Here is a 26,309-nt window from a genome sequence, read left to right on the forward strand (position 1 = left end):
GAGTGAATCACTTGATATTTAAAACAAAAGATACGCTATTAAAATAGAACTCTCTAATCATGTACAACTAGAGCTATACTTATAAAAACAAAAAAACATAAGAAACAAAAACAAAGAGACAAGAGCTTTAACAAAAAAAACCTCATCATCAAACAATAGAATAATAAAAACAAATATAATAAAAACAATATCTTTTTTTAAAAAGAAACGCATCTTTGATGATAACCATAGACCAAAGAAGCTAACATTACAGCAAAGAAGAAACATTAATGACGTATCATTAATGTTAGGTTTAATGATATAAAACAAAAACAGGTAAAAAACACAAGAAAAAATCAGAGGCAATACTAATTTATTAGTTTTTTTTCTAAAACTCAAGAAGTTAATAATAGAACTAGATAAAGTATCAATCCAAAAAGAAAATGCTAATATAGGTAGAATAGTTTTAGCCCCACTATAACTCTCTCCATTTGGCAAAAAATAAATTATTTCAAACGAAAATAAACTTATTAAAGCGACAGGAATAAAAACCATCAACCTAATTAAAAAAAGGTTATTTAAAGCAGCTTTGATATCAACTTTATATAACTGCATCAAAACTGGAGTAAAAGCAGAAAATAAAGAAACAGAAAAAACTTTAATAAAAAAAGCAATACTAAAAGCTATTCCATACAAGCCCATATCTATATCTGACAAGAAACTTTTAACATATATCTTATCGACCTGATAAATAACAGTAGATAGCATTGTAGATAACCAAAGAAACAATGAATATTCTTTAAAATAAAAAAAACAACGTTTAAGGTTATTCCAGCTCAACTTAAAGGTTATAATCTCTAGATATCGACTTACATCAAAAAAAATAAAAAGAGCCAAAGCTGAGAAAACAAATACCTGAGAATAAATAATATTCATTTCACCACTAAAAAAATCGCCATAAAGAAAAAGGTATGATGTAGTGAATATCATTAAAGATTCAAAAAGTTGTCTAACAAGTATTTTCCGACTTTCTCCCCTAGGTTGATAGATATGAAAGTAAGTAGTATTGACTACTTTCATAAATGATAGAAATAAAACAAGAAAAATATAAAAACCATTCTCAAAAGAATAATAAATATTAACCACGTATAAAAAAACACAAATCAACAAAGTGAAAAGCAGTTGAAAACATACATTTGACACAAAAAAATCATTAAATTCTTGTTCTCTCTCCGACTCGTAATAGTAACGAGAAATAGATGAGTAAATAAAACCAGAAACAACTATTGTTGAAATTGAAATTAAAGAGTTGAAGTAAGATAACTCTCCAAACTCTTCAACAGAAAGAAAGCTTAGGTATATTGGAATGGATAAAAAGCCTATAGCTTTAGTTAACACATTCCCAAACAAATAATTAATTATATTTTTTAAAACAATCATGTATATATACGTTTTAAAATTTGAATTACGTTTTCAGGTAGAATCTTTCGTAATAAAAACTTTATTCTTCCTTTATAAATCCTAGGCTTTGCTACAAAGTAATACCAAATTTTAAATTTCATCTCATACAAAAAATAAATATAATTACTTTTTAATGTTTTGTTATTTTCTTTCCATCTATCAATAAGTCTTACATCTTGAATATCTTTATCTCTACATTGATTCTTTTTTCGTTGCAAAACATAATCAATATCTATAAATTTGAACCCTCGAAAAAAATAATGATACTTTGATTTTTTAATTATTAAGTCATCTGTTATATTAGTATTAGCCAATCTTAAGTAGCCTTTACTAGCCAAATCAATATTGTCAGACAGAACATTAACTTTATTATCAAACATTTTTTCTCTTATAGTGCTTAACAAAATAAAATCTATATCAGTTGATTTTCTTATACCTAAAATATCCATCGATGAGCTACCAACAATACAAATATCATTTCTATTAATTTTTTTATTTTCACAATATTTATATAACTCTGACAGCCACTCAATTAGTTCTATTGAAGGATAAGTAGTGTTTTTAAGTGGCATCTTATATCTATTGAAATTTAGCAAATAATCTAATAAGTAATTGCTATGCTCTACATCATCAGAGCTGTGAACAGACAAAAATAAATTATCATTTACAACAGGTGAATATAATTTCCTTACTTTTTCTTTAACTTTTATGATATGTGATTTTTCATAATTTCGAGTAACTATTAATTTAAAAGTAGTTTCTTTATATTTAGATAGTTGAAATGCTTTTGAAATAATAATTTCACTTACTTTAGGGCCTAATTCATAAGAATATATGCCAGACACACATTCCATCAATTTTTCTTTCGAAGATATTTTAATGTCAAATGATTTTATAACCTCACATTCCAAACTAATATTTTTTTCAATTTCACTTCCGTATTTAAAAAGAGAATTCCAAATTATAAATGATGATGTACCCATTGATTTAAGTGTTTTTAATTCAAGCTCTTTAATTAAAGCATCACTAAAATTATTTGAAGAAAACCAATTTGAGCACCAAGTTAATCCAGGTTTAGAATCATAAATTACTGGTATTACTTTCAAATTAAAATACAGAGCGCATGCTAGTCTATGCGCACCTGATAAATTAATATGATTAACAGATGATATATGGATAGGAAATTCATCATCAAAGCCATTTTCATTTATTGATTGAATAAGTAAATTAAATGAATCTATAAAATCATTAGCACATTCCTTATCATCTTCAAGATTTGAAGTTCTAAGCTCAATATGCTTTTTATAAAGATTTAAATACTCACTGCCAGTTTCATTAAGATATTCATCAATATAAAGAATTTTCAATGCAATATCTAAACGTTTTATATCTAAAAGTTTTTTTGGTGAAATATATTTAATCATGAAACGTTAACTTTCTAATATTTTCATAGTGTTTAATAACAAGACCAGTATCTATAGGTATATCTGAAAAGTATTCAACTTTAAATAAGAAACTATTTATATAAGTATCAATATTATTTTTATTGAACTTCTCATAAAATGATTCGCCTAGGAAAGTAACATTCTTATCAAACAAAAGAGCTTCCAAACCAACAGTTGAGTTAATTGTAAAAACCTCAACTGAATTTGAAATCAATTCTGTAGTATTATTTATAGCCAAATAAAATCCAAGTTTATTTTTTAATTTTAAAACTTCATTAATTGAATCAATACTCTTTTCTGCTGGATGTATTTTAACATATAGTTTCAGGTTATTATTTCCTGCATATTCTTGAACAATTCTTATTGCATCAAAATTATTAACTTTACTGTTAATTAAGATTTGACTATCATTCGATACTTGCAACGGTAAAAAAACATATTTTTCGTTAAGATCTAGGTATTTTCCTAAAAGCTTTTTATTTGCTAAATATCTTTTAATTAAATCTAAAGTTTTTATAAGTATTGATTTACTTTGAATTTTAAACGAGTTTTTAAATGCAAAAATATAGTCTATAACAAATGAATAGTTAATGCGTGATGCTATCTTGGCTTGTGGTGGAGTAAATGAAGATGATTTAAATTTTATATATTCTTTTTTATATGCAATAAAATCTTCAGTAGTATTATTTGATAAACAACTTATCTTATTTATATCAGTAAGTTTCATTAATGATGAGGCTGCATTAACACCTAAGTGATCAATAAATAATCTATTAGGAAGATTAGAGATCTCAAAAAAAACTTTTTTTATATTCATACAATCACAAAATTTTGCGATAGTAGTTTCAGCTGTATCTGAACCATTCCACAAAAAGAAATATTCTACATTATTATCTTTTTCAAATTCTTTAGATATAAAGAGATATAATTTCTCACTGAATACTATCGCATCTTTGATATTCAAATGAGCAGCTAACACATCTCTGCAATATAATATATCATCTTTAAGGTCAACGGTAATTTCATTTTCCACGCCTACATAAGATAATATGTTTATATTTATTCCTTCTTTAATACCTTGAAGGTATATCGAATACCTTGAAGTAAAAAATTTAAAATCAGATATGTTAGTGAAGCGCGAAAAAAAATAAAGTCTTTCAAAGTGATCAATATACACATAAATCATATTTTAATACCATAAAAATCCGTTAAGTCTTTTTATTTTTTTATAGAAGGTTGATGTAAATGGCTTTCTATGATAAATAAAATCATTATATGACTCTTTAGCGACTTTGATTACATCACTTATACTTTTATTTTTTAATAAAAAATAAATAGTTCTAACTAAAAAGCATGATACTAGATATCTTAATTTGAGATGTTTAGCTGCAATTTTCATTCTATTTCTGTAAGCCAGAAAATTTACTTTTTTGTTTTCAAACCTTCCGTCAGGAGATTTTCTATGTTCAATTTTACAGCCGGGCAAATAAATTATATTATATCCATTGTTTAATAGCTTAAAAGAAAGATAAACCTCTTCAAAACCATATAAATCAAAATCTGTTGGATAGCTAAACACTGACTTTGATTTTTCTATGTCAATTGCATGACCAGCGCCTATCATTAGATAAGTAGGCTGTTTTTTGTTTTGATCAAAGAGTTTATTCTTATGAGGAATTTCATAACGATTTCTTCTATTTTTCCCATACTCCACAATATTAAAAGCAATACCACCTAAAAGTAAATCTTGCTCAAATTCTGTATTTACAAAACAAATCATTTCATTAGGGTTTTCTACATAAATATCGTCATCTAATAGAATCATGACTTCTGCGCTAGTATTATCAACAAGCATTTTTCTACCTGTTGAAACCCCATAATTTTTTCCATGCCAAATATACTTTAACCTTATATTAGCAGGGAGAGAATTTTCTATTTTGTTTTTAATTCCATTTTCATTTTCATTATTATTTAAAACTATAATTTCAATTTTATGCTTTATTTTTAGCAAACAATTTATTGTATCGAAAAAATATTCATCGCGTCCATACGTTAATATCCCGATAGAAATATTCATTACTGTCCTCTTTTATTATAAAAACTAAATACCATTCCAACTATCATATAAAAAATAAAACCTGAACGAACCTGATCATTAAGAGCTGATGATGCATAAGAAAATGGTAAGCTAATCATATAAAATGCTATAGACATAAAAATACTATTAAAAACAGTATCATTTTTATATGTTTTTGCTACTAACAAACACTTAATAAAACAAATGCATATTATTGAAAAGTGAATAAAAATCCCTATAAAACCGACACGATATAAGTACATTGCATATAGAGATTCTGGATTAAGTTGTGACTTTCCAATATTAACACCAACTAAAGGTATAATATCTATATTATCTATGACAAATACAATTTGTTCATACCGGTTACTAATTGATGGTGTCGAATAAATAAATCTTTCAAAATTAAAATCAATAACATTCAAATATAATAAGTTTAAGCCTTGAAATATATATTTAAAATTTGTTTCTATTACACTAACAATTATAGGCAAGAAAATAAACGACAAAAAAACAATAAATACTATAAACAGCGATACTCTTTTATTACCTACATATGCTTTAGAGAAATTAGTAACAAAAGGTATAATAAACAATGTTATTACTAGAGAAATTAATACGGTTCTACTTTGGGTTAATAAAATTAAAAGTAGAAAAAAAAGCATTCCTAAAAAACTAAACAACTTAAAGTTAGTAGCAAAAGTCATACAGAAAAAATAAAAAAACGGGATCATTAAAATTGAAGCAAACACATATGGACTAATAAAACTCGCAACAGCTTTAAATTGCACACCACCTCTCATATCTTTATATATAGTATGACCAATAGTATTACCAATATTGCTTACACTTTCAAATATGCCAAAGAAACCTAAAATAAAGAAACAAATTATAATAAATGAAAAATATTTTTTTATTTTATTTATATCCCAATTTATTGAGTATGATAGAGCAAATGTGAGACCAAGATAAAAAGGTTTTGACAATTCAAAAATATCATTCATTTGAAAGTTTTCATCAAGGCCTCTAATTAGTGAAATAGTAATCAATACTAAAAAAGAAAAAAAAATTAATACATGTATCAACCTTATTCTCAATGGATAAAGTGTAATAAAAAAAACTATAGACGTAACTATAACTATAACTGCTAATAGTTGCTCTAATATAAGCCCAATAAAAGATTGAAACTGCGGAAAAAAAAGAACAAAGACAGTTAATATATATATAGGAATTAAATATTTTTTTATGTTTTTATTTTGAGGGTTCATCTAACTCTCATGCACTCCAGGCGATATCACTATTAAAGTTAGATAATAACTTTATTGATTTTAATTTATAAAAATAGCTTTTTTAACACTTGAAATCATTTTTTAATCCTATTTTTATGAATTAAAGAAAATATCACAAATATCTATTATAAATATTTTCATTAAAGCTAAAAATCAGGTTATAGATTAGATGATTTAAATCTAAAATATCAAGAATACTCAGAACATATAAAAACACTTCATTCTATTTATGTTACGAACTATCTAAATATAGCGTATATTATTAGGTCTCAATAAATACTAAATTTTATCACTCTCATAACTATAATTATAATAACCATATCCATAAGAAGCACTTGGCTTCTTCTCAACAGCATTTAATATAAACCCTTTCACATCTATACCAGCCATATCAAATCTCTGCCTTGCTACATCAATTTCTTTAACTGTATTTTTTCCAAAGCGCCCTACCATTAATGTAGTACCAGCAAACGCTCCAACTATACTAGGATCTGTCACAGCCAAAATTGGTGGAGTATCAATTAACACTATGTCATATTCACTTGATGCCCATTCAATAAATTCTGAAAACCTATTATTCATTAACAACTCTGATGGATTAGGTGGTATTTGACCTCGAGTAATAACATCTAAATTTATTACCCCTGAAGGTTTAATAACCTTCCCCACACTTAATTTTCCTGATAGCAATTCAGATAAACCATTATGCCAATCAAGATTAAAATGCTTTTGCAAATAACCTTTTCTCATATCACCATCTATAAGTAATACTTTTTGACCCGCTTTAGCAATAACAGACGCAAAATTAGCTGATACAAAAGATTTACCAACACCAGGCGCTGGGCCAGAAATCATAACTAGATTATTTTTTGCTTCCATCATAGCAAAATGCATACTTGTTCTTAGGCTACGAAAAGCTTCTATTGTTAAATCTGCTGGGTTTGCTTCCGCTAATAAAGTTTCATAAAGTTTTAGTTTTTTTGTTGGTTTTCTATTCTTTGATTTTTGTTTAAGTTTTACATCCATTTTTATTTGATGTTCTGACATTGGGATATTTGCATATACAGGAAGCCCTAAAGCCTCAACATCATCAGGATTTTCAACACCTTTATGTAACGCTGCCCTTAACAACACAAAAACCACAGCCAACATACCACCTAATAACGTTGCTAAAACCACTATTAAAGGTTTTTTGGGTTTAACTGCTCTAGTATAAGACTGTGCACTATCAATAATACGAACATTCCCGACTGTGCCTGCTTTTAATATATTTAACTCTTGAGTTTTATTAAGTAATTGAATATATATTTGCTGATTCACTTCAACATCGCGTGTCATACGCAACACTTCACGCTGAGTTTTTGGCAGCTTCTGTACCTGTTTATTTAACCTATCTCTTTCTCCTAATAAGACCTTACGCTTATCCAATAAAGATTTATAGGCAGGGTGATCTTTTGTAAAACGTTTACTAATTTCACTTTCTTTAAAAGTAAGTTCGTTAAGCTGCGCTTCTAATTCAACCATTACTTTTAGCGTTGATTGAGCCTCTAATCCTAAATCAATCGACTCACTTTTTTGGCGAAAACGATTTAATACATCTTCAGCCGCTGTTAATTCAGTTTTAATATTAGGTAAGTGCCCTTCTAAAAAATTTAAGCTTTTTTCCGCTTCTGCAGAATTTCTATCAACATTTTGCAAAAAGTAATTTTGACTAATATCATTCAATATATCTTCAATAAGATTTTTATTTTCACCTTCAAACGATATTTGTAGAATCCCCGTTTGCTTTCCACGCTCATTAACTGATAAGCCTTTATTTAGCCATTGAATGGCGTCTAGCTTAGAACGTTTAAGGATTTGAAATTCATCACCCTCTTTACCGATTAACTTTTGGATAAAGATATTATAGTTATTATCACTTACCAATAGATTAACTGTTCCACTTAAAACTTTATTACCCATGTCATCATAAAGTGAATACAAGCCTTTTTCAGAATCATTAATAATTAACTTATAGTTAAAAGATGTATTTCTAGGAACGTCAAAACGACTAATAACAATTTTCTTATTATCATCTTGAATACGCGCTAAACCCTTCCCTATTACTGGTATATAACTTGGCGAAGCCAATGTCGTTAAATTTAATTTATCTACTGTTTGCCCTAATATCATCCGTGATGTCAGTATTTCAATTTCCGTCGTGGCAGATGATTCACTTGAGAATATATCCCCCATATCTCCAACTAGTGCAGACATGCCACTTGATTTTTGTTCGACTTGAATTAGTGCATCAGCTTTATAAATAGGCGTTGCTAATAATGCATATAATATTCCTAAAACAGAAAATAAAGTTGTAATTAGAATAATTAACCACTTTGAATCTAATAAAATACCAAATAACTTTGCTAGATCAATTTCATCAGCGCTATTTTCAACTGACAATTTCTGCCTGCCTGTTTGATTGAGGGAACGACTACTCATAGATAAATTTAGATTCCAGTTGTTATTTTTTTGCCAGCATATCTTTTGACTTTCACTAACCTATAACTTTTTCGACCAAGCTTTTACCGAGCGCTCAATTAAGTCATAAGCATAATCAAACGCTTCTTTACTTTGCCTATATGGGTCTGGGATATCTTGTTTATCTAACCATTGGCTTAATAACATGGTTTTCCCGCGAGCTTCAGGTGCAATATTAGTCACAGCATTGATGTGTCCCTGCTCCATCACCAAGATTAAATCAAACTCTCGACATAACTCTGACGTTAACTGCTGAGCTGTGTGCTCAGTCATATCAACACCATGCTCAATTGCCACCGAAAATGCCATTTTATCAGCAGGCTTGCCAACCAAGGCACCAACACCAGCTGATGCAATTTCTTTATCAGACAACAAAGACTTTAATAGATATTCAGCAGTGGGTGACCTACAAATATTCCCAACACAAACAACCAAGATTTTATTAAACATTACCAGCCTCTCACATCATTTATGCCGTCAGTTATATTATTAAAACCAGCTGAAGTCGGTATAATTTGACTAATCACTCTATTCCACTGAACCACAGGGGCGGCAGTGACATAGACAATATCTTTTGGCATCAACTCAAACTCTGTACCAATTACTAGGGCAATTGAATTTGAAATATCTAATTGAAAAACATTGGCTAGTTTTGAACTTCCCTCATGCCTTTCTTTATTTGATCGAATAACAAAAACGCCAGTGGCATCTGCTGATAACTGGTTAATGCCACCAACACTGCTTAATGCTTCAGTTAAGCTCATACCAGCGCGATCAATTTTTAATAACTGAGGATTATTGACTTCCCCCATCACAAACACTTTTTGATTATCGTTACGAGGAACATGCACAATATCACCATCTTTAAGAAGACGGTTGTGAGTTAAATCTCCTTTTTGAATCAGGGCATATAATGACAAAATCTCTTCTGACCCAAGCCTTGTTACACTTACATTGCGCCAATCCGCATCTTCACTTAAGCCACCCGCTGAATTAATCGCATCAAGTAAGGTTAAAGGCACATTGGAAATAAACTGCTGACCAGGCATATTTATTGCCCCTGTCACATAAACTTTTTTGGACTGAAATTTCGCCACACTGACATCAACTTGAGGACTCTCAATAAACTTTGATAACTTTACTGACATAAGCTCTCTTATTTGAGAGGTACTTTTACCCGCAACTTCAACAAAGCCGATGTAAGGGTAAAAAATATGGCCATTAGCATGAACCCAATTTCCGGATTCTGTAGCACTTCGATATGAACCAGCAGGTATGGTTAACTCAGGGTGATCCCATACGGTAATATTTAAAATATCACCACTACCCACTAAATATTCATAGCTAGATAACTCTTTATCTAACAAAGCATTTTTTTGCGCAGTAATGATTGGAGGATTAAACTGACCCACTTGATTTGCCGTCAGTTGATAAATATTAACTTTATCTAGAATGGAAGAGGAACTTGTTTCTTCATTTTGAGGTTCATCATCTTGATTAATTGTTAGATAAGAACCTGGAGCAGCGCAACCAAATAAAACAAGAGAAAAGGCTAACACTGTAATTTTTTTAAAACTTAGTTTCATATTGATATTATTAAACTCTAATCTTCCATGAACGATATAAATAATCGCGCCTATAATTACAGAAAAAAGAGTAAAAAAAAAGAACAAAACCTTTAAAAAATCAAAGATTTACAACAAAATGAACTAAAATATAAAAGCCTTATCAAGCACTACAAAGAACAAGTGTCATTAGTCACTATTATCAAAAAATAAACCCTCAAATTGCGAGCAAAATGAGGGTTTAGTTTAAGCGCCTTAAATGGAGGATTAGATTATTTTACCCTCTAACTCAGGCACTAAATCAAACAAATCACCAACTAGACCATAGTCAGCCACTTGAAAGATTGGCGCTTCTTCATCTTTGTTTATAGCCACAATCACTTTAGAGTCTTTCATGCCTGCTAAATGCTGAATCGCACCTGAGATACCAACCGCAATATATAGCTCTGGTGCCACCATCTTGCCTGTTTGCCCAACCTGCATATCATTTGGCACAAAGCCCGCATCAACAGCCGCACGAGATGCCCCCACAGCAGCGCCCAGCTTATCCGCTAAGCTATAGAGCATATTAAAGTTTTCACCATTGCCAAGGCCACGCCCGCCAGAGATTACAGTTGTCGCTGCCGTTAATTCAGGCCTTTCTGATACAGCCAATGACTCTTCAACAAACTCAATGTCAGCGGATAAATGTACATTGGATAACGACTCAATTAGCGCAGCGCCACCTTCAGCGTTAATCGCATCAAAGGCAGTGCCACGAATTGTCATCACCTTTACAGCATCACTTGATTCTACTGTCGCGATAGCATTACCTGCATATATAGCACGCTTAAAACGGCTTTCAGATTCAATCGCCATCACATCAGACAATTGATTAACACCCAATAATGCTGCAACTCTTGGCAAAATATTTTTACCTGTTGTTGTAGATGCCGCCAGCACATAACTAAATCGTGCAGCGTCAGCCCCTTTATTATCAGGATCAATTTGCTCTAAGAGAAGTTTACTAACATTTTCAGCAAGCTGATGCTCATATGCCGCATTATCAGCTAACAAAACCAAATCAACGCCTGCAATCTTGGCGACTTGATCTGCCACATTCGCACAGTCAGAACCAACTACAAGAGCAGTAATAGGTTTGCCAATTTGCTTAGCCGCATTTAAAACATTCAAGCTAACCGGTGAAAGCGTTTTATTATCATGCTCAATTAAGACTAATGTACTCATGCGATCACCTTTGCTTCATTGCGTAACTTTTCAACCAGTTCATCCACTGAAGAGACTTTAATGCCAGCTTGCCTTTGAGCAGGCTCTTCAACACTGATAAGCTTTATATTTGATGACACACTAACACCAAGTTCATCAGCAGACTTAACCTCAAGCGGTTTACGTTTAGCTTTCATAATATTAGGAAGGGAAGCAAACCTTGGCTCATTCAACCTAAGATCTGTCGTCACAACAGCCGGCAAAGTCAGCTTAAGCGTCTGTAAACCACCATCAATTTCACGAGTAACAGAAGCTTTACCCTCTTCTATTTTAATTTCAGAGGCAAAAGTCGCTTGCGGTCTATCTAACAAAGCCGCCAGCATTTGACCCGTTTGGTTATTATCCGAATCGATCGCCTGCTTACCTAGCAGTATCAAGCCTGGCGTTTCTGCTTCTGCGACCTTGGCAAGAATGCGCGCAACTGATAATGAATCTGGACCGTCTTCAGCTTCAACTTGAATTGCCCTATCACACCCTAATGCCAATGCATTTCTAAGCTGCTCTTGGCATGATTTAGAGCCAATTGACACCACAACTACTTCCGTTGCGACACCCTGCTCTTTTAATCGAACCGCTTCTTCAACCGCAATTTCACAAAAAGGGTTTAATGCCATTTTGACATTATTAAGGTCAACATTTGATTGATCCGCCTTTACTCTCACTTTCACGTTGTAATCAATAACGCGCTTTACCGCTACCAAAATTTTCATTGGCAAATTCCCATCTCTGTCTAATTTTATGGCTTTTGGCCTTTTATAATCAGCCAAGGCTTATGACCCTGACTAAAAGTATAGCTTTAGAGGTATTGATTCCTCATAACTATTTGTTTTTATTAATTAATCAGGATAACACAATCAGTTATACGCGAAGTCCGCCATCCATTTCAATGACACGACCCGTAAAATAATCATTTTCCAATATGTATTGCATTGTATGGGCAATTTCATCCACTTCCCCCATACGCCTAAGGGGAACAGCTTTAAGCATTCGCTCAATCGCTTCGGGTTTCATTTGCGCCGTCATATCTGTTGCTATCATGCCAGGCGCAATACCTGCCACTCGAATATTGTGTCTAGCCAACTCTTTTGCCCAGCTTACCACCATGGTAGCAACACCAGATTTAGTCGCACTGTAATTGGTTTGACCCGCATTACCCGCGCGTGAAACAGAGGAGATATTAATAATCACGCCAGCATCTGCTTGCTCAGCCATAATACCAGCCGCCTCCCTACCGCATAAAAACGAACCCGTTAGATTCACATCAACCACTGACTGCCATTGTTTGAGCGACATTTTGTCAGTTAGCTTGCCATCTTTCACTTTAATCAGCATACCATCACGCATTAGACCCGCATTATTGATCAAGCCATTTAACTGGCCAAAGTCTTGCCTTATTTGCGAAAAGGTATTTTCGACCTGTAACTCATCAGCGATATCACAAGCATAACCTTTAATTGTTAGGTTCTTATCCGCTTGATGTGCTTGCTCCAATAAAGTCTTCGCCATCACCTCTACTGCAGCCTTATCAAGGTCAATAATGGCAAGATGTGCACCTAGCTCAACTAAATGAGACGCCATACCAGCACCCAAACCTCTTGCACCGCCAGTAATTGCAAATACCTTTTGATCAAGTTTCATACATCTTCCTTTATATAAAGCTTAAGACTGAAATAACTTACAAAAATTAAGTTATACACAGGTTCAAGCTTAAATCATGATTATCTTTAAATAGTGAGATTTACTTTTCCTGATAAAGCTTAATCAGGCTTGAAAAGTCTAAGCTGCCGTTACCTTGTTCTTTATGAAGGTTAAACAACCCTCTAGCAGCACTCCCCATCGGGGTTGGAGACGAACTAAGCTGGCTCAGATTCATGGCAAGACCAAGATCCTTAAACATCAGGTCCACCATAAAGCCCCCTTGATACTGATTTGAAGAAGGCACATTCTCCATCACACCAGGAACAGGGTTATAGACTTGTAATGCCCAGTTATTACCTGAGCTCTGCTGCATAATGTCAGAGAGCACCTTGGGGTCTAAACCATTTTTCATCCCCATATTTAATGTTTCACAAGTCCCCGCCATTAAAATTGCTAACATCATGTTATTACACGCTTTTGCAATTTGGCCTGCCCCATGATCTCCCGCATGGAAGATGTTTTTACCCATACACTCCAAAATAGGTAACGCTTTATCAAACTGTGATTTCTCAGCACCCACCATAAAGGCCAAGGTACCGGCTTGCGCACCACCTACACCACCAGAAACAGGTGCATCTATAAACTCAATCCCTTTCTCTTTCGCTATGTGTGCAACTGATCGAGCGACATCCGCCTCTATGGTAGAGCTATCAATCACCAAAGTACCTGAAGAGATATGATCAAATAAAGGAGCCTCTGAGGAGACATACAAACCATGCACATGCTTACCCGCAGGTAGCATGCTAATAATAAATTCAGCCCCTTGAATTGCCTCCAGTGCACTATTCACTTTCATACAACCAGCTTGCACAGCTTTATCCAACGCTTCTGTTGATAAGTCGAATGCTTTTACTTTATGCCCAGCTTTGGCTAAATTGGCAGCCATTGGCCCACCCATGTTGCCAAGCCCTATAAATCCGATATTTGCCATGACGTTTATCCTTTAAATCATTATTCTTGTTTTAGTAATTTGATCTGCCACTTTCTGCTGGTTAATGCTCAACCTAACCAGTCAGCCAACTTGCTCAATAAGCCTCACCACCCTAGAGGTACCTAAGTGGGTGATCTGCTTTATCCCAGGGAGAGCTTAATAAGTCTTCGATATAAGTATCTTCTACCGCAGCCACAGAGTCATAACGCCACTTTGGCGCTTTATCCTTATCAATTAATAAGGCACGCACACCTTCTGCGAGCTCTTCATGTCTTGTACATTGCACTGAGACCTCAAGCTCTTGCTGAAACACCTCTTTTAGCGTCAGGTCAACACTGCGCTCTAACTGAGTTTTAATCAAAACCAAGGATACTGGGCTACCATTTGCAACGGTATTTTGAGCTTTCATCAACCACTTTTCTTCAGTCTCAATGTTTGCAAGGTCTGTGAGCATGTCGCTTAAAGAATCGTTAGACATTAAGTCTTCAATTAACCCTTGATGAGACATAATTGGGCTAGGCAAAACATCAAATACAGCGTGTGATTCAACACTCAAACTCGATAGCGTTTTATTAACTGCCTCATGGTGATTAGCTTGCCAATCAGCCAGAAGGAGCCTCTCTAAAAGTTCAGCTCTTTGGTTTGAATCCAAGGCATAATCCGCCATACCCAACGCCATCGCATCTTTTGCATTAATGCCTGCTGCCGTCAACCCCAAAAACAAACCGATATTGCCGGGCAGCTTATTAAGGAAATAACTCGCCCCAACATCTGGATAAAGGCCAATACTCACTTCGGGCATAGCAAGATAACTTGTTTGTGTGACAACCCTATGGCTGGCACCGGCAAACAGCCCCATACCGCCGCCCATCACAAAACCACTTCCCCAACAAATAATCGGCTTAGGGTAAGTATGAATTTGGTAATCTAACTGATACTCGCGGGTAAAAAAGTCGGTTGGAAAGGGGCTAATTTCATCTCGCATCATGGCTTCATGTAGCTTGATAATATCGCCGCCCGCACAAAAAGCCTTCTCACCCTCACTGTCTAATAAAATAGCAACTAGGTTTTTCTTAGACTGCCATGCGTCTAATTTGGCAGAAATGAGATCAATCATCTTTAAGGTTAATGCATTCAGTTTTTTTTCTGCGTTCAACCTAATTTCGCCAACAATTTCACCCGAAGCAGTAATATGTTCATGAAAGATTACGCTTGCCATAAATACATCCTTAGCTTGTTATTTGTTTTGCCAATTAGGCGCTCTCTTCTCTAAAAAGGCGTTGACCCCTTCCGCTTGATCTTCTGTATCAAATAAATCAACAAATAGCTCTCGCTCTAGGATCAAGCCTTGCTGCAATGGCGCTGTTCGCGCATTTTGAATAAGAGATTTACATGCAGCAACAGATGAAGGACTCTGCTGACCCACTTGCTCAGCAAGCGCAATGGCTTTTTCTAAAGCATCGCCTCTTTCAACAACCTCTTCGACCAAGCCTATTTCGAGCGCTTTATCCGCTTTAACTTGCTCACCGCATAAGATCATACGTTTAGCCCAACCTTCACCCACTAACCAAGTCAGGTTTTGTGTCCCACCAGCACAAGGCAGCAAACCCACTTTTGCTTCTGGTAACGCTAATACCGCTTGCTCTTCAGCAATACGCAAGTCACAAGCTAAAGCAACTTCCAGCCCGCCCCCCATGCTATAGCCATTAATGGCAGCGATAGAGACGCCTCTAAAGTGGCTTAAAGTTTCAAAAGCCAAACCAAATAAGCGCGCCATCTCACGAGCAGTTTCTTTATTTCCATCAGCAAAGAGCTTCAAGTCCGCGCCAGCTGAAAAAAACTTATCGCCAGCCCCCGTTAAAACCAAGCTCCAAATTGATTTATCTTGATTCAGCTCTTCAACAATTAACTTAAGTGCTTTTAGACTGTCAGCAGTCCAAGTATTTGCAGGCAGGTTATTCATGGTGAGGATGGCCACATGGCCTTTTTTCTCAACCAAGACCAAATCTGTATTTACCTGTGTCATTCTTTACTCCTTCGTCTTGAAACTCTGTCTCTCATAAGCATTTCATCTATCATGATCTAACGACAGAGCCCAAGAATGTTTAATTTATGTTGAGGTTAAAATTCAGAATCCGTATCTGCCAATAAACGACGACCAATAATGACACGCATAATCTCGTTTGTGCCCTCAAGTATTCTGTGCACTCTTGTATCTCTCACATAACGCTCCATAGGATATTCCTTGATATAGCCATATCCACCAAAGATTTGAAGCGCTTCGTCACAGACTTTAAAACCCACATCGGTCGCAAAGCGTTTTGCCATAGCACAATAAGTCGTGGCATCTTTATGGCCAAGATCTAGTTTACTCGCGGCCAAACGCACTAGCTGCCTAGCAGCTAAAAGCTCAGTCGCCATATCTGCCAAACGAAACTGCAGCCCTTGAAAGTCACCAATTTGTTTACCAAACTGCTTTCTTTCTTGCATATAATCACGCGCTTGATTTAACGCTTGTTGCGCCGTGCCTAAAGAACAAGAAGCAATATTAATACGGCCGCCATCCAGTCCTTTCATCGCCAGTACAAACCCCTCACCCTCTTCGCTTAATAAGTTTTCAACGGGCACTTTGACATTATCAAAGCTGATCATACGAGTTGGCTGACTATTCCAACCCATCTTGTCTTCTTTTCGGCCATAGCTAATGCCGTCACTGTGAGCATCTACCACAATCGCAGAGACACCGCGCGCACCAGGGCCACCTGTTCTTGCCATCACCACCAAGACATCCGTACTACCGGCACCAGAAATAAACACCTTACTGCCGTTTAAGATGTAATGATCACCCTCTTTTTTAGCCGTTGTTTTTAAAGAAGCCGCATCTGACCCTGCATTTGGTTCAGTCAAACAATAAGAGCCCAGTGCTTGCGCACTAATCAAAGATTCCGCATATTTTTCAAGCACACTGGGTTTAGCAAAGCTGGTGACCATCCAAGTCACCATATTGTGAATGGTTAAATAAGCTGTTGTAGACGTACAACCCATAGAAAGACGCTCAAAGATAATACTTGAATCGAGGCGACTTAAACCCAGACCACCAACAGACTCAGGTGAATAGAGAGAGGCAAAACCCATTTCACCTGCTTTGCGAATGACGTCCACTGGGAAGAATGATTCCTCATCCCATTTTGCGGCATTAGGCTCAAGTTCACTGCGAGCAAATGCAGTTGCCATATCCGAGAACGCTACCTGATCTTCGTTTAATTCAAAATCCATTAAAGCCTCCAAAATAAGCTCAGCACTTTCATCATGCTAAGCCCTTACATCTATTAGGTTGTTATTGAGGTGAGCTAGTCCCTATCTAGAAAGCCACCCCAAACTTTTCATTATTTAAGTTGAATTGTCATGTTAGGGCCATGTGCAATATCATCTTCAAACCAACGCGCCGTGATGGTTTTAGTTTCCGTATAAAAACGTACCGCCTGTTTACCATAAGCATGTTGATCGCCGTAAAACGACTTACGCCAGCCAGTGAATGAGAAGAAAGGCAGTGGCACAGGCACAGGCACATTAACACCCACTTGACCGACTTTGATTTCATGCTGGAATTTACGCGCAGCCGCGCCTGAGGCGGTAAAGATAGAGGTACCATTGCCATAGGGGTTTTCGTTAATAATTTGAATGGCTTCTTCTAAAGTGTCTGCCTCAATCACTAACAATACAGGTCCAAAAATTTCTTCCTGATAAATAGACATGTCACGGCTGACATTAGTAAAGAGTGTCGGCCCTACCCAGTTACCATGTGGAAAACCTTCTACTTTATAATCGCGGCCATCCAATAGACACTCAGCACCCGCTTCTATTCCTTCACTGATCAGGCGACACACACGCTCTTTGGCTGCGGGATTAATTAAAGGGCCATATCCTGCACCTTCATCATCCCAAGCTCCGGGTCTTACTTGAGATAGCGCATCTCTCAACTCAGGTACCCACTGGCGAGACTCACCAACAAAGACAGCAACAGAAATGGCCATGCAACGTTGACCACCAGCACCCACTGAAGCACCTAATAAGTTATTAATAACCTGCTGCTTTTGTGCATCTGGCATGATCACCATATGATTTTTAGCTCCGGCAAAGGCTTGCACACGCTTCATATGATCGGTGCCCGTTTTGTAGATATGCTCAGCAACAGGCACGGAGCCTACAAACGAAATAGCATGTACCTCAGGGTGAACTAATAACTGATTCACCACCTCTTTAGTACCGTGTACGATTTGTAATAGACCTTCAGGCGCACCCGCTTCGATAAAGAGTTCTGCTAAACGCATTGGCGTTAATGGATCTTGCTCGGAAGGTTTTAAAACAAAGGCGTTACCGCAGGCAATGGCCATAGGGAACATCCAAAGCGGAATCATGGCAGGGAAGTTAAACGGGGTAATACCTAAACAGACACCAAGAGGCTGGGTGTAACTGTAACAATCAATTTTACGGGCAACATTTTCAACCGTTTCACCCATACTTAGTGCGGCAATATTGCATGCTTGCTCAACCACTTCAATACCACGCCAAACATCACCTTTTGCATCTTCAAAGGTTTTACCGGTTTCTTTACTTAAAATAGTGGCAAGTTCATCGTGATGATCTTTTAACAAAGCCTGGTAACGCAACATAAGACGTGCCCTATCTGATACCGGCACCTCTTTCCATGTTTCAAATGCTAATTGCGCACTCGCAACGGCCTGCTCGACTTCCTGCTCGGTGGCGCAAGGAACACTGGCAATGACATTTTGAGTCGCGGGATCCGTTACATCAATCCAGTTTTGAGAGGCGCTTTGCACCATTTCACCATTAATTAGCATAGGAACTTTATGTGTCATAACCATTTCTCCTTGGGTTTAGAGATTACGTTAATGAGACAATTTGCCTTGTAAGCAAATCATTACCTTTACGTTAACGTTAATCTCATATTTATTATTTTTCAACAGAAATATGTTTTACCACGTAAACATCTATTTCAGGATTGATAAAGTTGCTTTATTAATGGACTATATTGCTGCCCTTAATATTGCTTTACCTTAAGGTTAACTTTATAAATTATTGTTCGAGAATCCTTAGATGAGTCGCACTTCAAACTGGCCAATCCCTAATGACAGTGTTCGTTTCCTATTACCAAGGCCCGTAATTAATAGCCTTAAAGAAAACCCTATTGGAAAAACCTTACACCCAGTTGCAATGGGGTTTTACAAAAAAGCACAGGGTCATACCATGTCTAGGCTAGATCATGATGATTATTTATTAATATATTGCGTTGCGGGCGAAGGTTTATTAAAACTTAATAAGAAAAGCATTAGCATCAAGGCGGGGGACTTCTTAATACTGCCCAAAACACTTTCACATGAGTATAGCGCCAAGAAAAAATCGCCTTGGAGCATTTACTGGGTTCACTGTGATGGCACACTCGCTAGGGAATACCTTGACGAAATTATCACTCAATCCCAAAGCAATATATTATCCATAGGTCTACATTCACGACTAATTACCGATTTCGAAGCACTTTTAGACACAAGACTTAACAGCTCACTGTTTGAAAGTTTTCTGCATAGTTGCAGCTTATTAAGCCAAATAATCACCCATATCGCCCTCCTCAATAAACAGGTGCAATCTCAATTTGATAAAAGCTTAGATTTAGAGTTGATAAGAAGCTTGATGCTGACGCACATCCACCAGCAACTTGATGTAGGGACACTTGCTAATGAAGCCAACTTATCAAAGTTTCACTTTATCAAGCGCTATAAAACACTCACAGGCCGTACACCTATTAATGACTTTATCCAGATGAAGATTGAAAGAGCCTGTCACTTATTAGATATCAGTGACAAGGGCATTGCAGAGGTAGGCTGGGAACTTGGCTATGAAGATGCCTATTACTTTTCACGGGTATTTAACAAGGTAATGGGTATTTCCCCAAGCCAATACCGAACACTTAGATTAGGTCACACTTAGCAACTAAAAGTTAGGGTTAGCGATCGTTCGAGCAAAGCTTTTTATAACATGTTATTTAAGCATGTGACTTATGGGTTGTTAACTTAATGCTGGTTTCACTTAAAGACACACTATCCAACAGCCTAATGGCTTTAATTGTATGATCAAAACTTTCAAGACTCTCAGTCCCTATTTCGACAATAAAGTCCCAACGTCCGTTAGTTGAATGTACGGCTAGCACTTCAGGCATCGCTCTTAACCTAACAATCAAGCTATTTGAAGGTTTACCCTCAATTTCAAGCATCATCACAGCCCGAACCGCATGAGGACTTAATGCCGATTTTAGTTGCACACTAAAACCTGTAATCTCCCCTTCTGCGACTAGACGGTCCAACCTTGTTTTTACAGTTGCCCTAGACACCTTTAAGGCATTAGCAAGATCTGCAATCGACATACGTCCATCCAACTGCAACAAGGCCAACATCTTACGGTTTAATTCATCCACTCTTTAATCCTTAAATAACCCCATTACTTAGCAAAATGCACGCCTTCATTAATCTATATGCTAAATCGACTATAAGATTTGTTAAATTATACATCTAATATCTAACACTTTTTAGCTTTAAACTTATTATCTCAATTCAGAAATAACTAAAAACAAGAAACTCAAGGCTATCTATGAAAACCATTTATTCTGATAAACATACATTAAGACAAGTTAAAGCCGAAATTCATAATGGGGAATTAGTCCCGCCATTTGAGTGTAAAGAACGCATTGACTATATATTGAGTGAGTTAGATAAAAGAGGGTTTGATAAGCCCATTTCCGAGCAAGCTTTTAACCTTGATACCGTTCATAAGGTACACAGCAAAGATTACGTCAGCTTTTTACAAAGCGTTTGGCAAAAGTGGCAAGCAGCCGGACATACCTGCGATGCGATCCCGAACATTTGGCCTTCACGCTCCATGCCATCTAAAGTCATTCCGAGTAATATTGAAGCACAATTAGGCCATTATGCATTAGCGGCAGAAACCGCTATCTCAGCTGGTACATGGCAAGCAGTGAATGCAGCCAAAGATGTCGCTCTAACAGCCGCCGAGCATATTATTCAAGGAGAAAAGAGTGCCTTTGCCTTATGCCGACCACCTGGTCATCATGCCGCCCATGATCAATTTGGCGGATATTGTTTCTTAAATAATGCCGCGATTGCAGCCCAATACCTTCGTGATAATGGATATGCCAAAGTCAGCATTTTAGATGTGGATTATCACCACGGTAATGGTACGCAACAAATTTTCTATCAGCGAAATGACGTACAAACACTGTCCATTCATGGGGATCCTGATTTCGCTTTCCCTTACTTTTTAGGCTATGCCAATGAAACCGGTGAAAACGAAGGTGAAGGATGTTGCTTTAACTACCCACTTGCTGCTGGCAGCGATTACACAACATGGGGAAATGCTCTTGAGAAAAGCTTTGAGCAAATCAAACAATTTAATGCTGAAGTCCTTGTCGTATCATTAGGTGTCGATACTTTTGAAAATGATCCTATCAGTGCTTTTAAGCTCAAATCCGATGATTTTTATGATTATGGAAAACGCATAGCAAGCCTTGGCCTACCCACTTTATTTGTGATGGAAGGTGGTTATGCCGTTGAAGAAATTGGCATAAATACCGTTAATGTCTTAGAGGGCTTTAATTCACAAAGACATGCTGTATAGGCAAAAAGAGTCGCCACTAAAAAGCAAAGTAGCCTCATGTCTAAAACTCGGTTAGTATGCGCGGCATACGGATTAAGCCAACTTAATCCGTTTCTAACGAGCAACTTGAGTCAGAATACATGAATATTACACCCGTTATCTTATGCGGTGGGTTTGGCAGTCGCCTTTGGCCCTCTTCGCGCTTAACTTACCCTAAACCCTGTCTTACATTGACAGAAAATGACTTAAGCCTATTACAACAAACGTTAGTAAGAATCGCGCACCTTAACTTAAATGCCCCTATTATAGTCTGCAACCAAATACACAGGTTTGTCATTGCACAACAATTAGAGTCTCTAAAAAGCACCCATGCTTATCTAACCAATACCCGCATATTATTAGAACCAGAAGCGCGAAATACAGCCCCAGCAATTACGCTTGCCGCCTTAGAGTCATTACAAGAAACGCCTGAAGAGACTTTGTTAGTTTTGCCTGCTGATCATAGTATCCTATGGGATGAGAGCTACGATCAAAGCATTGTTAAAGCCCACCAATTAGCGCAACAAAACAAGTTAGTCACTTTTGGAATCAAACCAACCCAAGCTGAAACAGGGTATGGTTACATAAAAGCAGGATTAGACAATAATGTGCTCGCCTTTATTGAGAAACCTTCTCTAGCAAAAGCCAATGAATACATACAAAAAGATGACTACCTTTGGAATTCTGGCATGTTTGCATTCAAAGCAAACACCTTCCTTAATGAGCTAAAAACATATGAAAAGCGTATTTATCAAGCCTGTGCATCTGCTTTTAATGAACGAAAACAGGATGATGATTTTATCCGCATAGGTAGCCAAGCATTTAAGTCGTGCCCTTCAAATTCAATTGACTATGCACTGATGGAACAAACAAAAGTGGCTAAAGTCGTGCCCTTTTATTGTGACTGGCAAGATTTAGGAAATTGGTCAGCCGTATACGATCAAACAGCGAAAGACAAAAAAGCAAACTGCTTAATTGGCGATATCATTAGTCATGACACGAAAAGTTGCTTAGTGAAATCTGAATCAAGGCTAGTCGCGACCCTAGGCATTGAAAATTTAGTCATTATTGAAACTGCCGATGCTGTACTTGTGATGAACAAGGATAAAAGTCAGGACATGAGCAAGTTAATTACACAATTAAAACAAACAAATCGAAGTGAGTATTTAATTAAGCAAGCAACTGCAAAGGATTAACCAAATTAAGGCATTTTTTGGGAAAGAAAGTTAGCAATTTAAAGACACCATCATTGCTCGCCAATTGTTAGCAAGCAATGATAGAAAACTAAATCGCTTGTCTTTAGTCTTTAATCCTTAGTCTTTGGAGAGCTTGCCCGAAAGAAAGACGACAAAAGGCACACAATACGTCAGTAGCGCCGAAGCGAACCTAAGCTGAGCATCACCAAATAAGGCATCGTATTGGTTGATAACCAACAAGACAGTTCCCACCACACTTGCCACTTTCATGGCTTTAAACACAAGATTTTTTGTTAACTTCTTTGTCATTTTTTTATCCTAAGGGCAAAATTTAATGGTGCGGTACAAGTGACACATTAAGGTTCGAGGCCAAATCTCTGAATGCCGTTCTCACCCCTTCTTCGATAACAGGATGGTAAAAAGGCATCTCTAGAATGTCAGCCACTGTCAGCTTTTGCTGTATCGCCCAAGATAATAAATGCGCCACATGCTCAGCGGCTGGGCCAAACATCTCCGCCCCTAAAAACTCACCAGAATGCTTATCGCCATAGACTTTAAGCATGCCTTGGTTTTTAGCCATGACTCGGCTTCGACCTTGCCCTTCAAAGCTCACCTCACCCACTGCAAAATTATCGCCATAAGCGAGTTCAATTTGCGCAAGCGTTAAACCCATGCTGGCAATTTGAGGATCAGTAAAAGCAACCGCAATCCCAGCTCGTCTTAAGCCTGCTTGCACATCAGGGTATCGCCCAGCATTAGCACCTGCCGTTTTGCCCTCATCAGCGGCTTCATGCAAAAGCGGTATAAATGCATTTGCATCTCCCGCGATAAAGATATGGTCACAGCTAGTCTGCAAAGTTTTCTCATCAAAAATCGGCGTACCACTATCATCTAACACTAAACTTGTGAGTGATAAGTTCAAATTATCAAGGTTGGCTTTGCGACCCGTTGCGGCCAAGATGTATTCAAAGCTTTCAGTCACACTCAAACCCTGCTCATTGATATATTCAACTTCAACACCATCATCAAGCTTGCTAATACGTTTAAGCTCTGTGTCCAAATCCAATAAAAACTCTTTGTTAAAGGTCGCTTTCGCATAGTTTTTAATCTCTGGATCTTGGAATCCTGCTAACGATCCACTGCGACCAAATACCTTTACTTCAACACCTAATCGGCTCAATGCCTGACCCAGCTCAAGTCCAATCACACCTGGGCCGAATACCGCAAGGGATTTTGGCAAGGCGTCTAGTTCAAACACATCATCATTGATCAGCAGCCTTTCACCAGCGTTATAAAAAAGATCTGCAAAATGCGGCCTTGAGCCTGTCGCTATGACAATTCGCTTCGCTTTTATTTGAGTGTGATCATCAATTAAAAGCGTGTTGTCATCAACAAATCTGGCATAGCCTTTCACCTTATGATCGGCATCAAAGCCCTCAACCGCTTCAATGACAAAACCAACAAATCGGTCTCGCTCACTTCTGACTCTTTCTAGCACTTTTGCCCCATCTACCTTAATACCAGAGACATCAATACCAAAGGTATTCGCCTGACGGGCATGGTGTGTAGCTTCTGCAGCGGCGATAAGTAGTTTACTTGGCATGCAACCAACACGCGCACAGGTAGTGCCATATTCACCCGCTTCGATCAAAGCGATCTTATTAGTAAACGCTTTCGCTGCGCGATAAGCCGCCATGCCGGCGGTGCCAGTTCCAATAATGGCAACATCAACGTCTTTAACATTCATTTTTGCTACCCCTACGCAATTAAATCAGTTTGCTGTGAATAGTGAACAAGAAAGCTCACGATATCTTGTGATTCATAAAGCCACTTCACTTGGCCATCTTCACGCTCAATCCTTAAACAAGGCACTTGTTTGCTACCACCACCCGCAATTAAATCCCTTCTGTGTTGGGCACTTTTTTGAATATCCCTGCGCTCGACATTCAACTTCAATTTATCAAGTGCTTGGCGTGTATAAGCACAAAATGGACAAGCATGATAATGATATAAAGCGAGCTTTGGGGCTGTGATTGATTGACTCATAGGGTATCTCCAAAATCTTCATGTTTTCAATACATGCCATTATCCTTATATAATGGCGTCAAAATATGAGGAAATAGCCATATAAATTGTCATTTTGTCCAAAATGCTTGGATAAATGACAATCACGACCCTAACTCACTTTGGATCTCTATTTTGGATGCATTAACTGATGTACTAAAAACCCTACGCTTAAACACTCAAACTTATTTTTGCAGTGATTTTCACGCGCCATGGGGAATTGTGATGGATGAAGCCAGTGAAGGTATGTTCCATGTGGTAATTGAAGGAAGCTGCTTTTTAAACATTGAGCAAAGTCAAACTATCATCGCTTTGAATCAAGGTGATATCGTTGCCTTTCCAAGCGGTGGCGCCCATTGGATTAGCGATCACCAAGACAGCCCTAAAATGCCAAGTCACTTTGTTGTTGATAAAATACGCTCAGGCGAAAGCCCCTTTAAAGAAAGAGCCAAGCACTTAAATAAAGAAATTAAAAACACCCTTATGTGCGGCTCATTCAGTTATGACACCAAGATGAAACACCCTTTTATTCGAGACCTGCCTTGCTTCATACACATAAAGTCAGAACAAAATAACGAACAAAGATGGATGAGTGAGCTCGTTGCGACGCTTTCAAGGGAGTCAAGAACGCCTTCGCCAGGGTCTAGCCTGATGCTAGATAGATTAACGGAAGTCTTATTTATCCAGATCATTCGCTACTTTTTAGCATCCCAGCCAAATAAACATAATTACCTCGCTGCCTTAAATGACCAGCAAATTGGCACCACACTCAATCTAATACACGCCGAAGAATCAGCCCATTGGACGATCGAGAAGCTAGGGGAAGAAGTGGCTATGTCTCGCAGTGCCTTTACCGATAAGTTTTCTAAGCTTGTTGGACAAGCGCCAAAAACTTACCTTCTTAACTGGCGTATGCAAAAAGCTAAAACACGATTAGAAAGTACAGATGATTCCATGTATCAAATTGCCGAAGATGCGGGCTACTCTTCCGAAGCGGCTTTTAGTAAGGCATTTAAAGCCTTTTTTGCTGAAACACCTGGATTTGTTAGGCGAGCGAGCAAGTATTAATTTCAACTCTTAGATATTGCATATA

Annotated in this window: 24 protein-coding genes; 4 read left to right on the forward strand and 20 right to left on the reverse strand. The window is 36.9% G+C overall.

Going from position 1 to position 26,309, the window contains the following annotated elements; translation table 11 throughout:
- Positions 1-57 precede the first annotated feature (57 nt).
- The 16 genes from MED121_RS17525 to MED121_RS17600 all read right to left on the reverse strand — a co-directional run bounded on the left by MED121_RS17525 (position 58) and on the right by MED121_RS17600 (position 19,111).
- Positions 58-1,419 (reverse strand): LPS O-side chain biosynthesis protein, encoded by a 1,362-nt coding sequence (locus MED121_RS17525; protein WP_009835088.1) that lies wholly within the window; start codon positions 1,417-1,419, stop codon positions 58-60.
- Positions 1,416-2,864: a hypothetical protein gene (locus tag MED121_RS17530; protein ID WP_009835089.1), complete on the reverse strand. Its 1,449-nt coding sequence runs from the start codon at positions 2,862-2,864 to the stop codon at positions 1,416-1,418. The genes MED121_RS17525 and MED121_RS17530 overlap by 4 nt, the downstream gene beginning before the upstream one ends.
- Positions 2,857-4,071, reverse strand: coding sequence for a capsule polysaccharide biosynthesis protein (locus MED121_RS17535; protein WP_009835090.1), 1,215 nt, complete (start codon positions 4,069-4,071; stop codon positions 2,857-2,859). The genes MED121_RS17530 and MED121_RS17535 overlap by 8 nt, the downstream gene beginning before the upstream one ends.
- Before the next feature lie 3 nt (positions 4,072-4,074).
- Positions 4,075-4,962, reverse strand: coding sequence for a glycosyltransferase (locus MED121_RS17540; protein WP_009835091.1), 888 nt, complete (start codon positions 4,960-4,962; stop codon positions 4,075-4,077).
- The gene (locus MED121_RS17545) at positions 4,962-6,230 is read right to left on the reverse strand and encodes a hypothetical protein (RefSeq protein ID WP_009835092.1); all 1,269 of its coding nucleotides are present in this window, start codon (positions 6,228-6,230) and stop codon (positions 4,962-4,964) included. The genes MED121_RS17540 and MED121_RS17545 overlap by 1 nt, the downstream gene beginning before the upstream one ends.
- A gap of 300 nt (positions 6,231-6,530) precedes the next feature.
- Positions 6,531-8,732, reverse strand: a complete 2,202-nt coding sequence (locus MED121_RS17550; RefSeq protein ID WP_009835093.1) for a polysaccharide biosynthesis tyrosine autokinase — start codon at positions 8,730-8,732, stop codon at positions 6,531-6,533.
- Positions 8,733-8,792: 60 nt separating this feature from the next.
- Positions 8,793-9,221, reverse strand: a complete 429-nt coding sequence (locus MED121_RS17555) for a low molecular weight protein-tyrosine-phosphatase (protein ID WP_009835094.1) — start codon at positions 9,219-9,221, stop codon at positions 8,793-8,795.
- Positions 9,221-10,357 (reverse strand): polysaccharide export protein, encoded by a 1,137-nt coding sequence (locus MED121_RS17560; protein WP_009835095.1) that lies wholly within the window; start codon positions 10,355-10,357, stop codon positions 9,221-9,223. Before MED121_RS17560 ends, MED121_RS17555 begins: the two co-directional genes overlap by 1 nt.
- Before the next feature lie 246 nt (positions 10,358-10,603).
- The gene (locus tag MED121_RS17565) at positions 10,604-11,563 is read right to left on the reverse strand and encodes an FAD-binding protein (protein WP_009835096.1); all 960 of its coding nucleotides are present in this window, start codon (positions 11,561-11,563) and stop codon (positions 10,604-10,606) included.
- On the reverse strand, positions 11,560-12,312 hold the full coding sequence (locus tag MED121_RS17570; protein WP_009835097.1) for an electron transfer flavoprotein subunit beta/FixA family protein: 753 nt from the start codon (positions 12,310-12,312) through the stop codon (positions 11,560-11,562). Before MED121_RS17570 ends, MED121_RS17565 begins: the two co-directional genes overlap by 4 nt.
- A gap of 148 nt (positions 12,313-12,460) precedes the next feature.
- Positions 12,461-13,240 (reverse strand): SDR family oxidoreductase, encoded by a 780-nt coding sequence (locus MED121_RS17575; protein ID WP_009835098.1) that lies wholly within the window; start codon positions 13,238-13,240, stop codon positions 12,461-12,463.
- Between the two features lie 100 nt (positions 13,241-13,340).
- Positions 13,341-14,231 carry a 3-hydroxyisobutyrate dehydrogenase gene (mmsB, locus tag MED121_RS17580; protein ID WP_009835099.1) on the reverse strand — a complete coding sequence of 297 codons (891 nt, stop codon included), beginning with the start codon at positions 14,229-14,231 and terminating at the stop codon, positions 13,341-13,343.
- Positions 14,232-14,343: 112 nt separating this feature from the next.
- Positions 14,344-15,450: an enoyl-CoA hydratase/isomerase family protein gene (locus MED121_RS17585; RefSeq protein ID WP_009835100.1), complete on the reverse strand. Its 1,107-nt coding sequence runs from the start codon at positions 15,448-15,450 to the stop codon at positions 14,344-14,346.
- 18 nt (positions 15,451-15,468) lie between these two features.
- Complete coding sequence (locus MED121_RS17590) at positions 15,469-16,257, reverse strand: enoyl-CoA hydratase (protein ID WP_009835101.1); 789 nt, start codon at positions 16,255-16,257, stop codon at positions 15,469-15,471.
- 95 nt (positions 16,258-16,352) lie between these two features.
- Complete coding sequence (locus tag MED121_RS17595; protein WP_009835102.1) at positions 16,353-17,507, reverse strand: acyl-CoA dehydrogenase family protein; 1,155 nt, start codon at positions 17,505-17,507, stop codon at positions 16,353-16,355.
- Positions 17,508-17,617: 110 nt separating this feature from the next.
- Positions 17,618-19,111 (reverse strand): CoA-acylating methylmalonate-semialdehyde dehydrogenase, encoded by a 1,494-nt coding sequence (locus MED121_RS17600; RefSeq protein WP_009835103.1) that lies wholly within the window; start codon positions 19,109-19,111, stop codon positions 17,618-17,620.
- Between the two features lie 238 nt (positions 19,112-19,349).
- Here MED121_RS17600 and MED121_RS17605 point away from each other — a divergent pair, with 238 nt between their 5' ends.
- Positions 19,350-20,237: an AraC family transcriptional regulator gene (locus MED121_RS17605; protein ID WP_009835104.1), complete on the forward strand. Its 888-nt coding sequence runs from the start codon at positions 19,350-19,352 to the stop codon at positions 20,235-20,237.
- Between the two features lie 55 nt (positions 20,238-20,292).
- On the opposite strand, the gene MED121_RS17610 is transcribed toward MED121_RS17605, so the two are convergent.
- Positions 20,293-20,721: an Lrp/AsnC family transcriptional regulator gene (locus MED121_RS17610; RefSeq protein ID WP_009835105.1), complete on the reverse strand. Its 429-nt coding sequence runs from the start codon at positions 20,719-20,721 to the stop codon at positions 20,293-20,295.
- A 173-nt stretch (positions 20,722-20,894) separates the two neighbouring features.
- Here MED121_RS17610 and MED121_RS17615 point away from each other — a divergent pair, with 173 nt between their 5' ends.
- Positions 20,895-21,938, forward strand: coding sequence for a histone deacetylase family protein (locus tag MED121_RS17615; RefSeq protein WP_009835106.1), 1,044 nt, complete (start codon positions 20,895-20,897; stop codon positions 21,936-21,938).
- Between the two features lie 119 nt (positions 21,939-22,057).
- Positions 22,058-23,152 (forward strand): mannose-1-phosphate guanylyltransferase/mannose-6-phosphate isomerase, encoded by a 1,095-nt coding sequence (locus MED121_RS17620; protein WP_009835107.1) that lies wholly within the window; start codon positions 22,058-22,060, stop codon positions 23,150-23,152.
- A 117-nt stretch (positions 23,153-23,269) separates the two neighbouring features.
- Here the strand turns inward: MED121_RS17620 and nrtS are convergent, their stop codons facing one another.
- The 3 genes from nrtS to MED121_RS17635 are packed head-to-tail and all read right to left on the reverse strand — an operon-like array spanning position 23,270 to position 25,198.
- Complete coding sequence (gene nrtS, locus MED121_RS17625; RefSeq protein ID WP_009835108.1) at positions 23,270-23,461, reverse strand: nitrate/nitrite transporter NrtS; 192 nt, start codon at positions 23,459-23,461, stop codon at positions 23,270-23,272.
- A gap of 22 nt (positions 23,462-23,483) precedes the next feature.
- Positions 23,484-24,899 (reverse strand): dihydrolipoyl dehydrogenase, encoded by a 1,416-nt coding sequence (locus MED121_RS17630; RefSeq protein WP_009835109.1) that lies wholly within the window; start codon positions 24,897-24,899, stop codon positions 23,484-23,486.
- An 11-nt stretch (positions 24,900-24,910) separates the two neighbouring features.
- Positions 24,911-25,198 carry a glutaredoxin domain-containing protein gene (locus MED121_RS17635; RefSeq protein ID WP_009835110.1) on the reverse strand — a complete coding sequence of 96 codons (288 nt, stop codon included), beginning with the start codon at positions 25,196-25,198 and terminating at the stop codon, positions 24,911-24,913.
- A 153-nt stretch (positions 25,199-25,351) separates the two neighbouring features.
- On the opposite strand from MED121_RS17635, the gene MED121_RS17640 reads away from it, so the two are divergent.
- Complete coding sequence (locus MED121_RS17640) at positions 25,352-26,284, forward strand: AraC family transcriptional regulator (RefSeq protein WP_009835111.1); 933 nt, start codon at positions 25,352-25,354, stop codon at positions 26,282-26,284.
- Positions 26,285-26,309 lie beyond the last annotated feature (25 nt).

Origin of the sequence: Marinomonas sp. MED121, from assembly GCF_000153025.1 — a bacterium.
Taxonomy (GTDB): Bacteria; Pseudomonadota; Gammaproteobacteria; order Pseudomonadales; family Marinomonadaceae; genus Marinomonas.

What these genes read in the sequence shown, in the direction of transcription:
- MED121_RS17600 (WP_009835103.1), bottom strand. Translation starts at nt 19,111, where the DNA reads ATGACACATAAAGTTCCTATGCTAATTAATGGTGAAATGGTGCAAAGC.
- MED121_RS17535 (WP_009835090.1), bottom strand. Translation starts at nt 4,071, where the DNA reads ATGATTTATGTGTATATTGATCACTTTGAAAGACTTTATTTTTTTTCG.
- MED121_RS17560 (WP_009835095.1), bottom strand. Translation starts at nt 10,357, where the DNA reads ATGAAACTAAGTTTTAAAAAAATTACAGTGTTAGCCTTTTCTCTTGTT.
- MED121_RS17545 (WP_009835092.1), bottom strand. Translation starts at nt 6,230, where the DNA reads ATGAACCCTCAAAATAAAAACATAAAAAAATATTTAATTCCTATATAT.
- MED121_RS17615 (WP_009835106.1), top strand. Translation starts at nt 20,895, where the DNA reads ATGAAAACCATTTATTCTGATAAACATACATTAAGACAAGTTAAAGCC.
- MED121_RS17570 (WP_009835097.1), bottom strand. Translation starts at nt 12,312, where the DNA reads ATGAAAATTTTGGTAGCGGTAAAGCGCGTTATTGATTACAACGTGAAA.
- MED121_RS17630 (WP_009835109.1), bottom strand. Translation starts at nt 24,899, where the DNA reads ATGAATGTTAAAGACGTTGATGTTGCCATTATTGGAACTGGCACCGCC.
- MED121_RS17525 (WP_009835088.1), bottom strand. Translation starts at nt 1,419, where the DNA reads ATGATTGTTTTAAAAAATATAATTAATTATTTGTTTGGGAATGTGTTA.
- MED121_RS17620 (WP_009835107.1), top strand. Translation starts at nt 22,058, where the DNA reads ATGAATATTACACCCGTTATCTTATGCGGTGGGTTTGGCAGTCGCCTT.
- MED121_RS17605 (WP_009835104.1), top strand. Translation starts at nt 19,350, where the DNA reads ATGAGTCGCACTTCAAACTGGCCAATCCCTAATGACAGTGTTCGTTTC.
- MED121_RS17575 (WP_009835098.1), bottom strand. Translation starts at nt 13,240, where the DNA reads ATGAAACTTGATCAAAAGGTATTTGCAATTACTGGCGGTGCAAGAGGT.
- mmsB (WP_009835099.1), bottom strand. Translation starts at nt 14,231, where the DNA reads ATGGCAAATATCGGATTTATAGGGCTTGGCAACATGGGTGGGCCAATG.
- nrtS (WP_009835108.1), bottom strand. Translation starts at nt 23,461, where the DNA reads ATGACAAAGAAGTTAACAAAAAATCTTGTGTTTAAAGCCATGAAAGTG.
- MED121_RS17550 (WP_009835093.1), bottom strand. Translation starts at nt 8,732, where the DNA reads ATGAGTAGTCGTTCCCTCAATCAAACAGGCAGGCAGAAATTGTCAGTT.
- MED121_RS17555 (WP_009835094.1), bottom strand. Translation starts at nt 9,221, where the DNA reads ATGTTTAATAAAATCTTGGTTGTTTGTGTTGGGAATATTTGTAGGTCA.
- MED121_RS17590 (WP_009835101.1), bottom strand. Translation starts at nt 16,257, where the DNA reads ATGACACAGGTAAATACAGATTTGGTCTTGGTTGAGAAAAAAGGCCAT.
- MED121_RS17530 (WP_009835089.1), bottom strand. Translation starts at nt 2,864, where the DNA reads ATGATTAAATATATTTCACCAAAAAAACTTTTAGATATAAAACGTTTA.
- MED121_RS17585 (WP_009835100.1), bottom strand. Translation starts at nt 15,450, where the DNA reads ATGGCAAGCGTAATCTTTCATGAACATATTACTGCTTCGGGTGAAATT.
- MED121_RS17565 (WP_009835096.1), bottom strand. Translation starts at nt 11,563, where the DNA reads ATGAGTACATTAGTCTTAATTGAGCATGATAATAAAACGCTTTCACCG.
- MED121_RS17595 (WP_009835102.1), bottom strand. Translation starts at nt 17,507, where the DNA reads ATGGATTTTGAATTAAACGAAGATCAGGTAGCGTTCTCGGATATGGCA.
- MED121_RS17540 (WP_009835091.1), bottom strand. Translation starts at nt 4,962, where the DNA reads ATGAATATTTCTATCGGGATATTAACGTATGGACGCGATGAATATTTT.
- MED121_RS17635 (WP_009835110.1), bottom strand. Translation starts at nt 25,198, where the DNA reads ATGAGTCAATCAATCACAGCCCCAAAGCTCGCTTTATATCATTATCAT.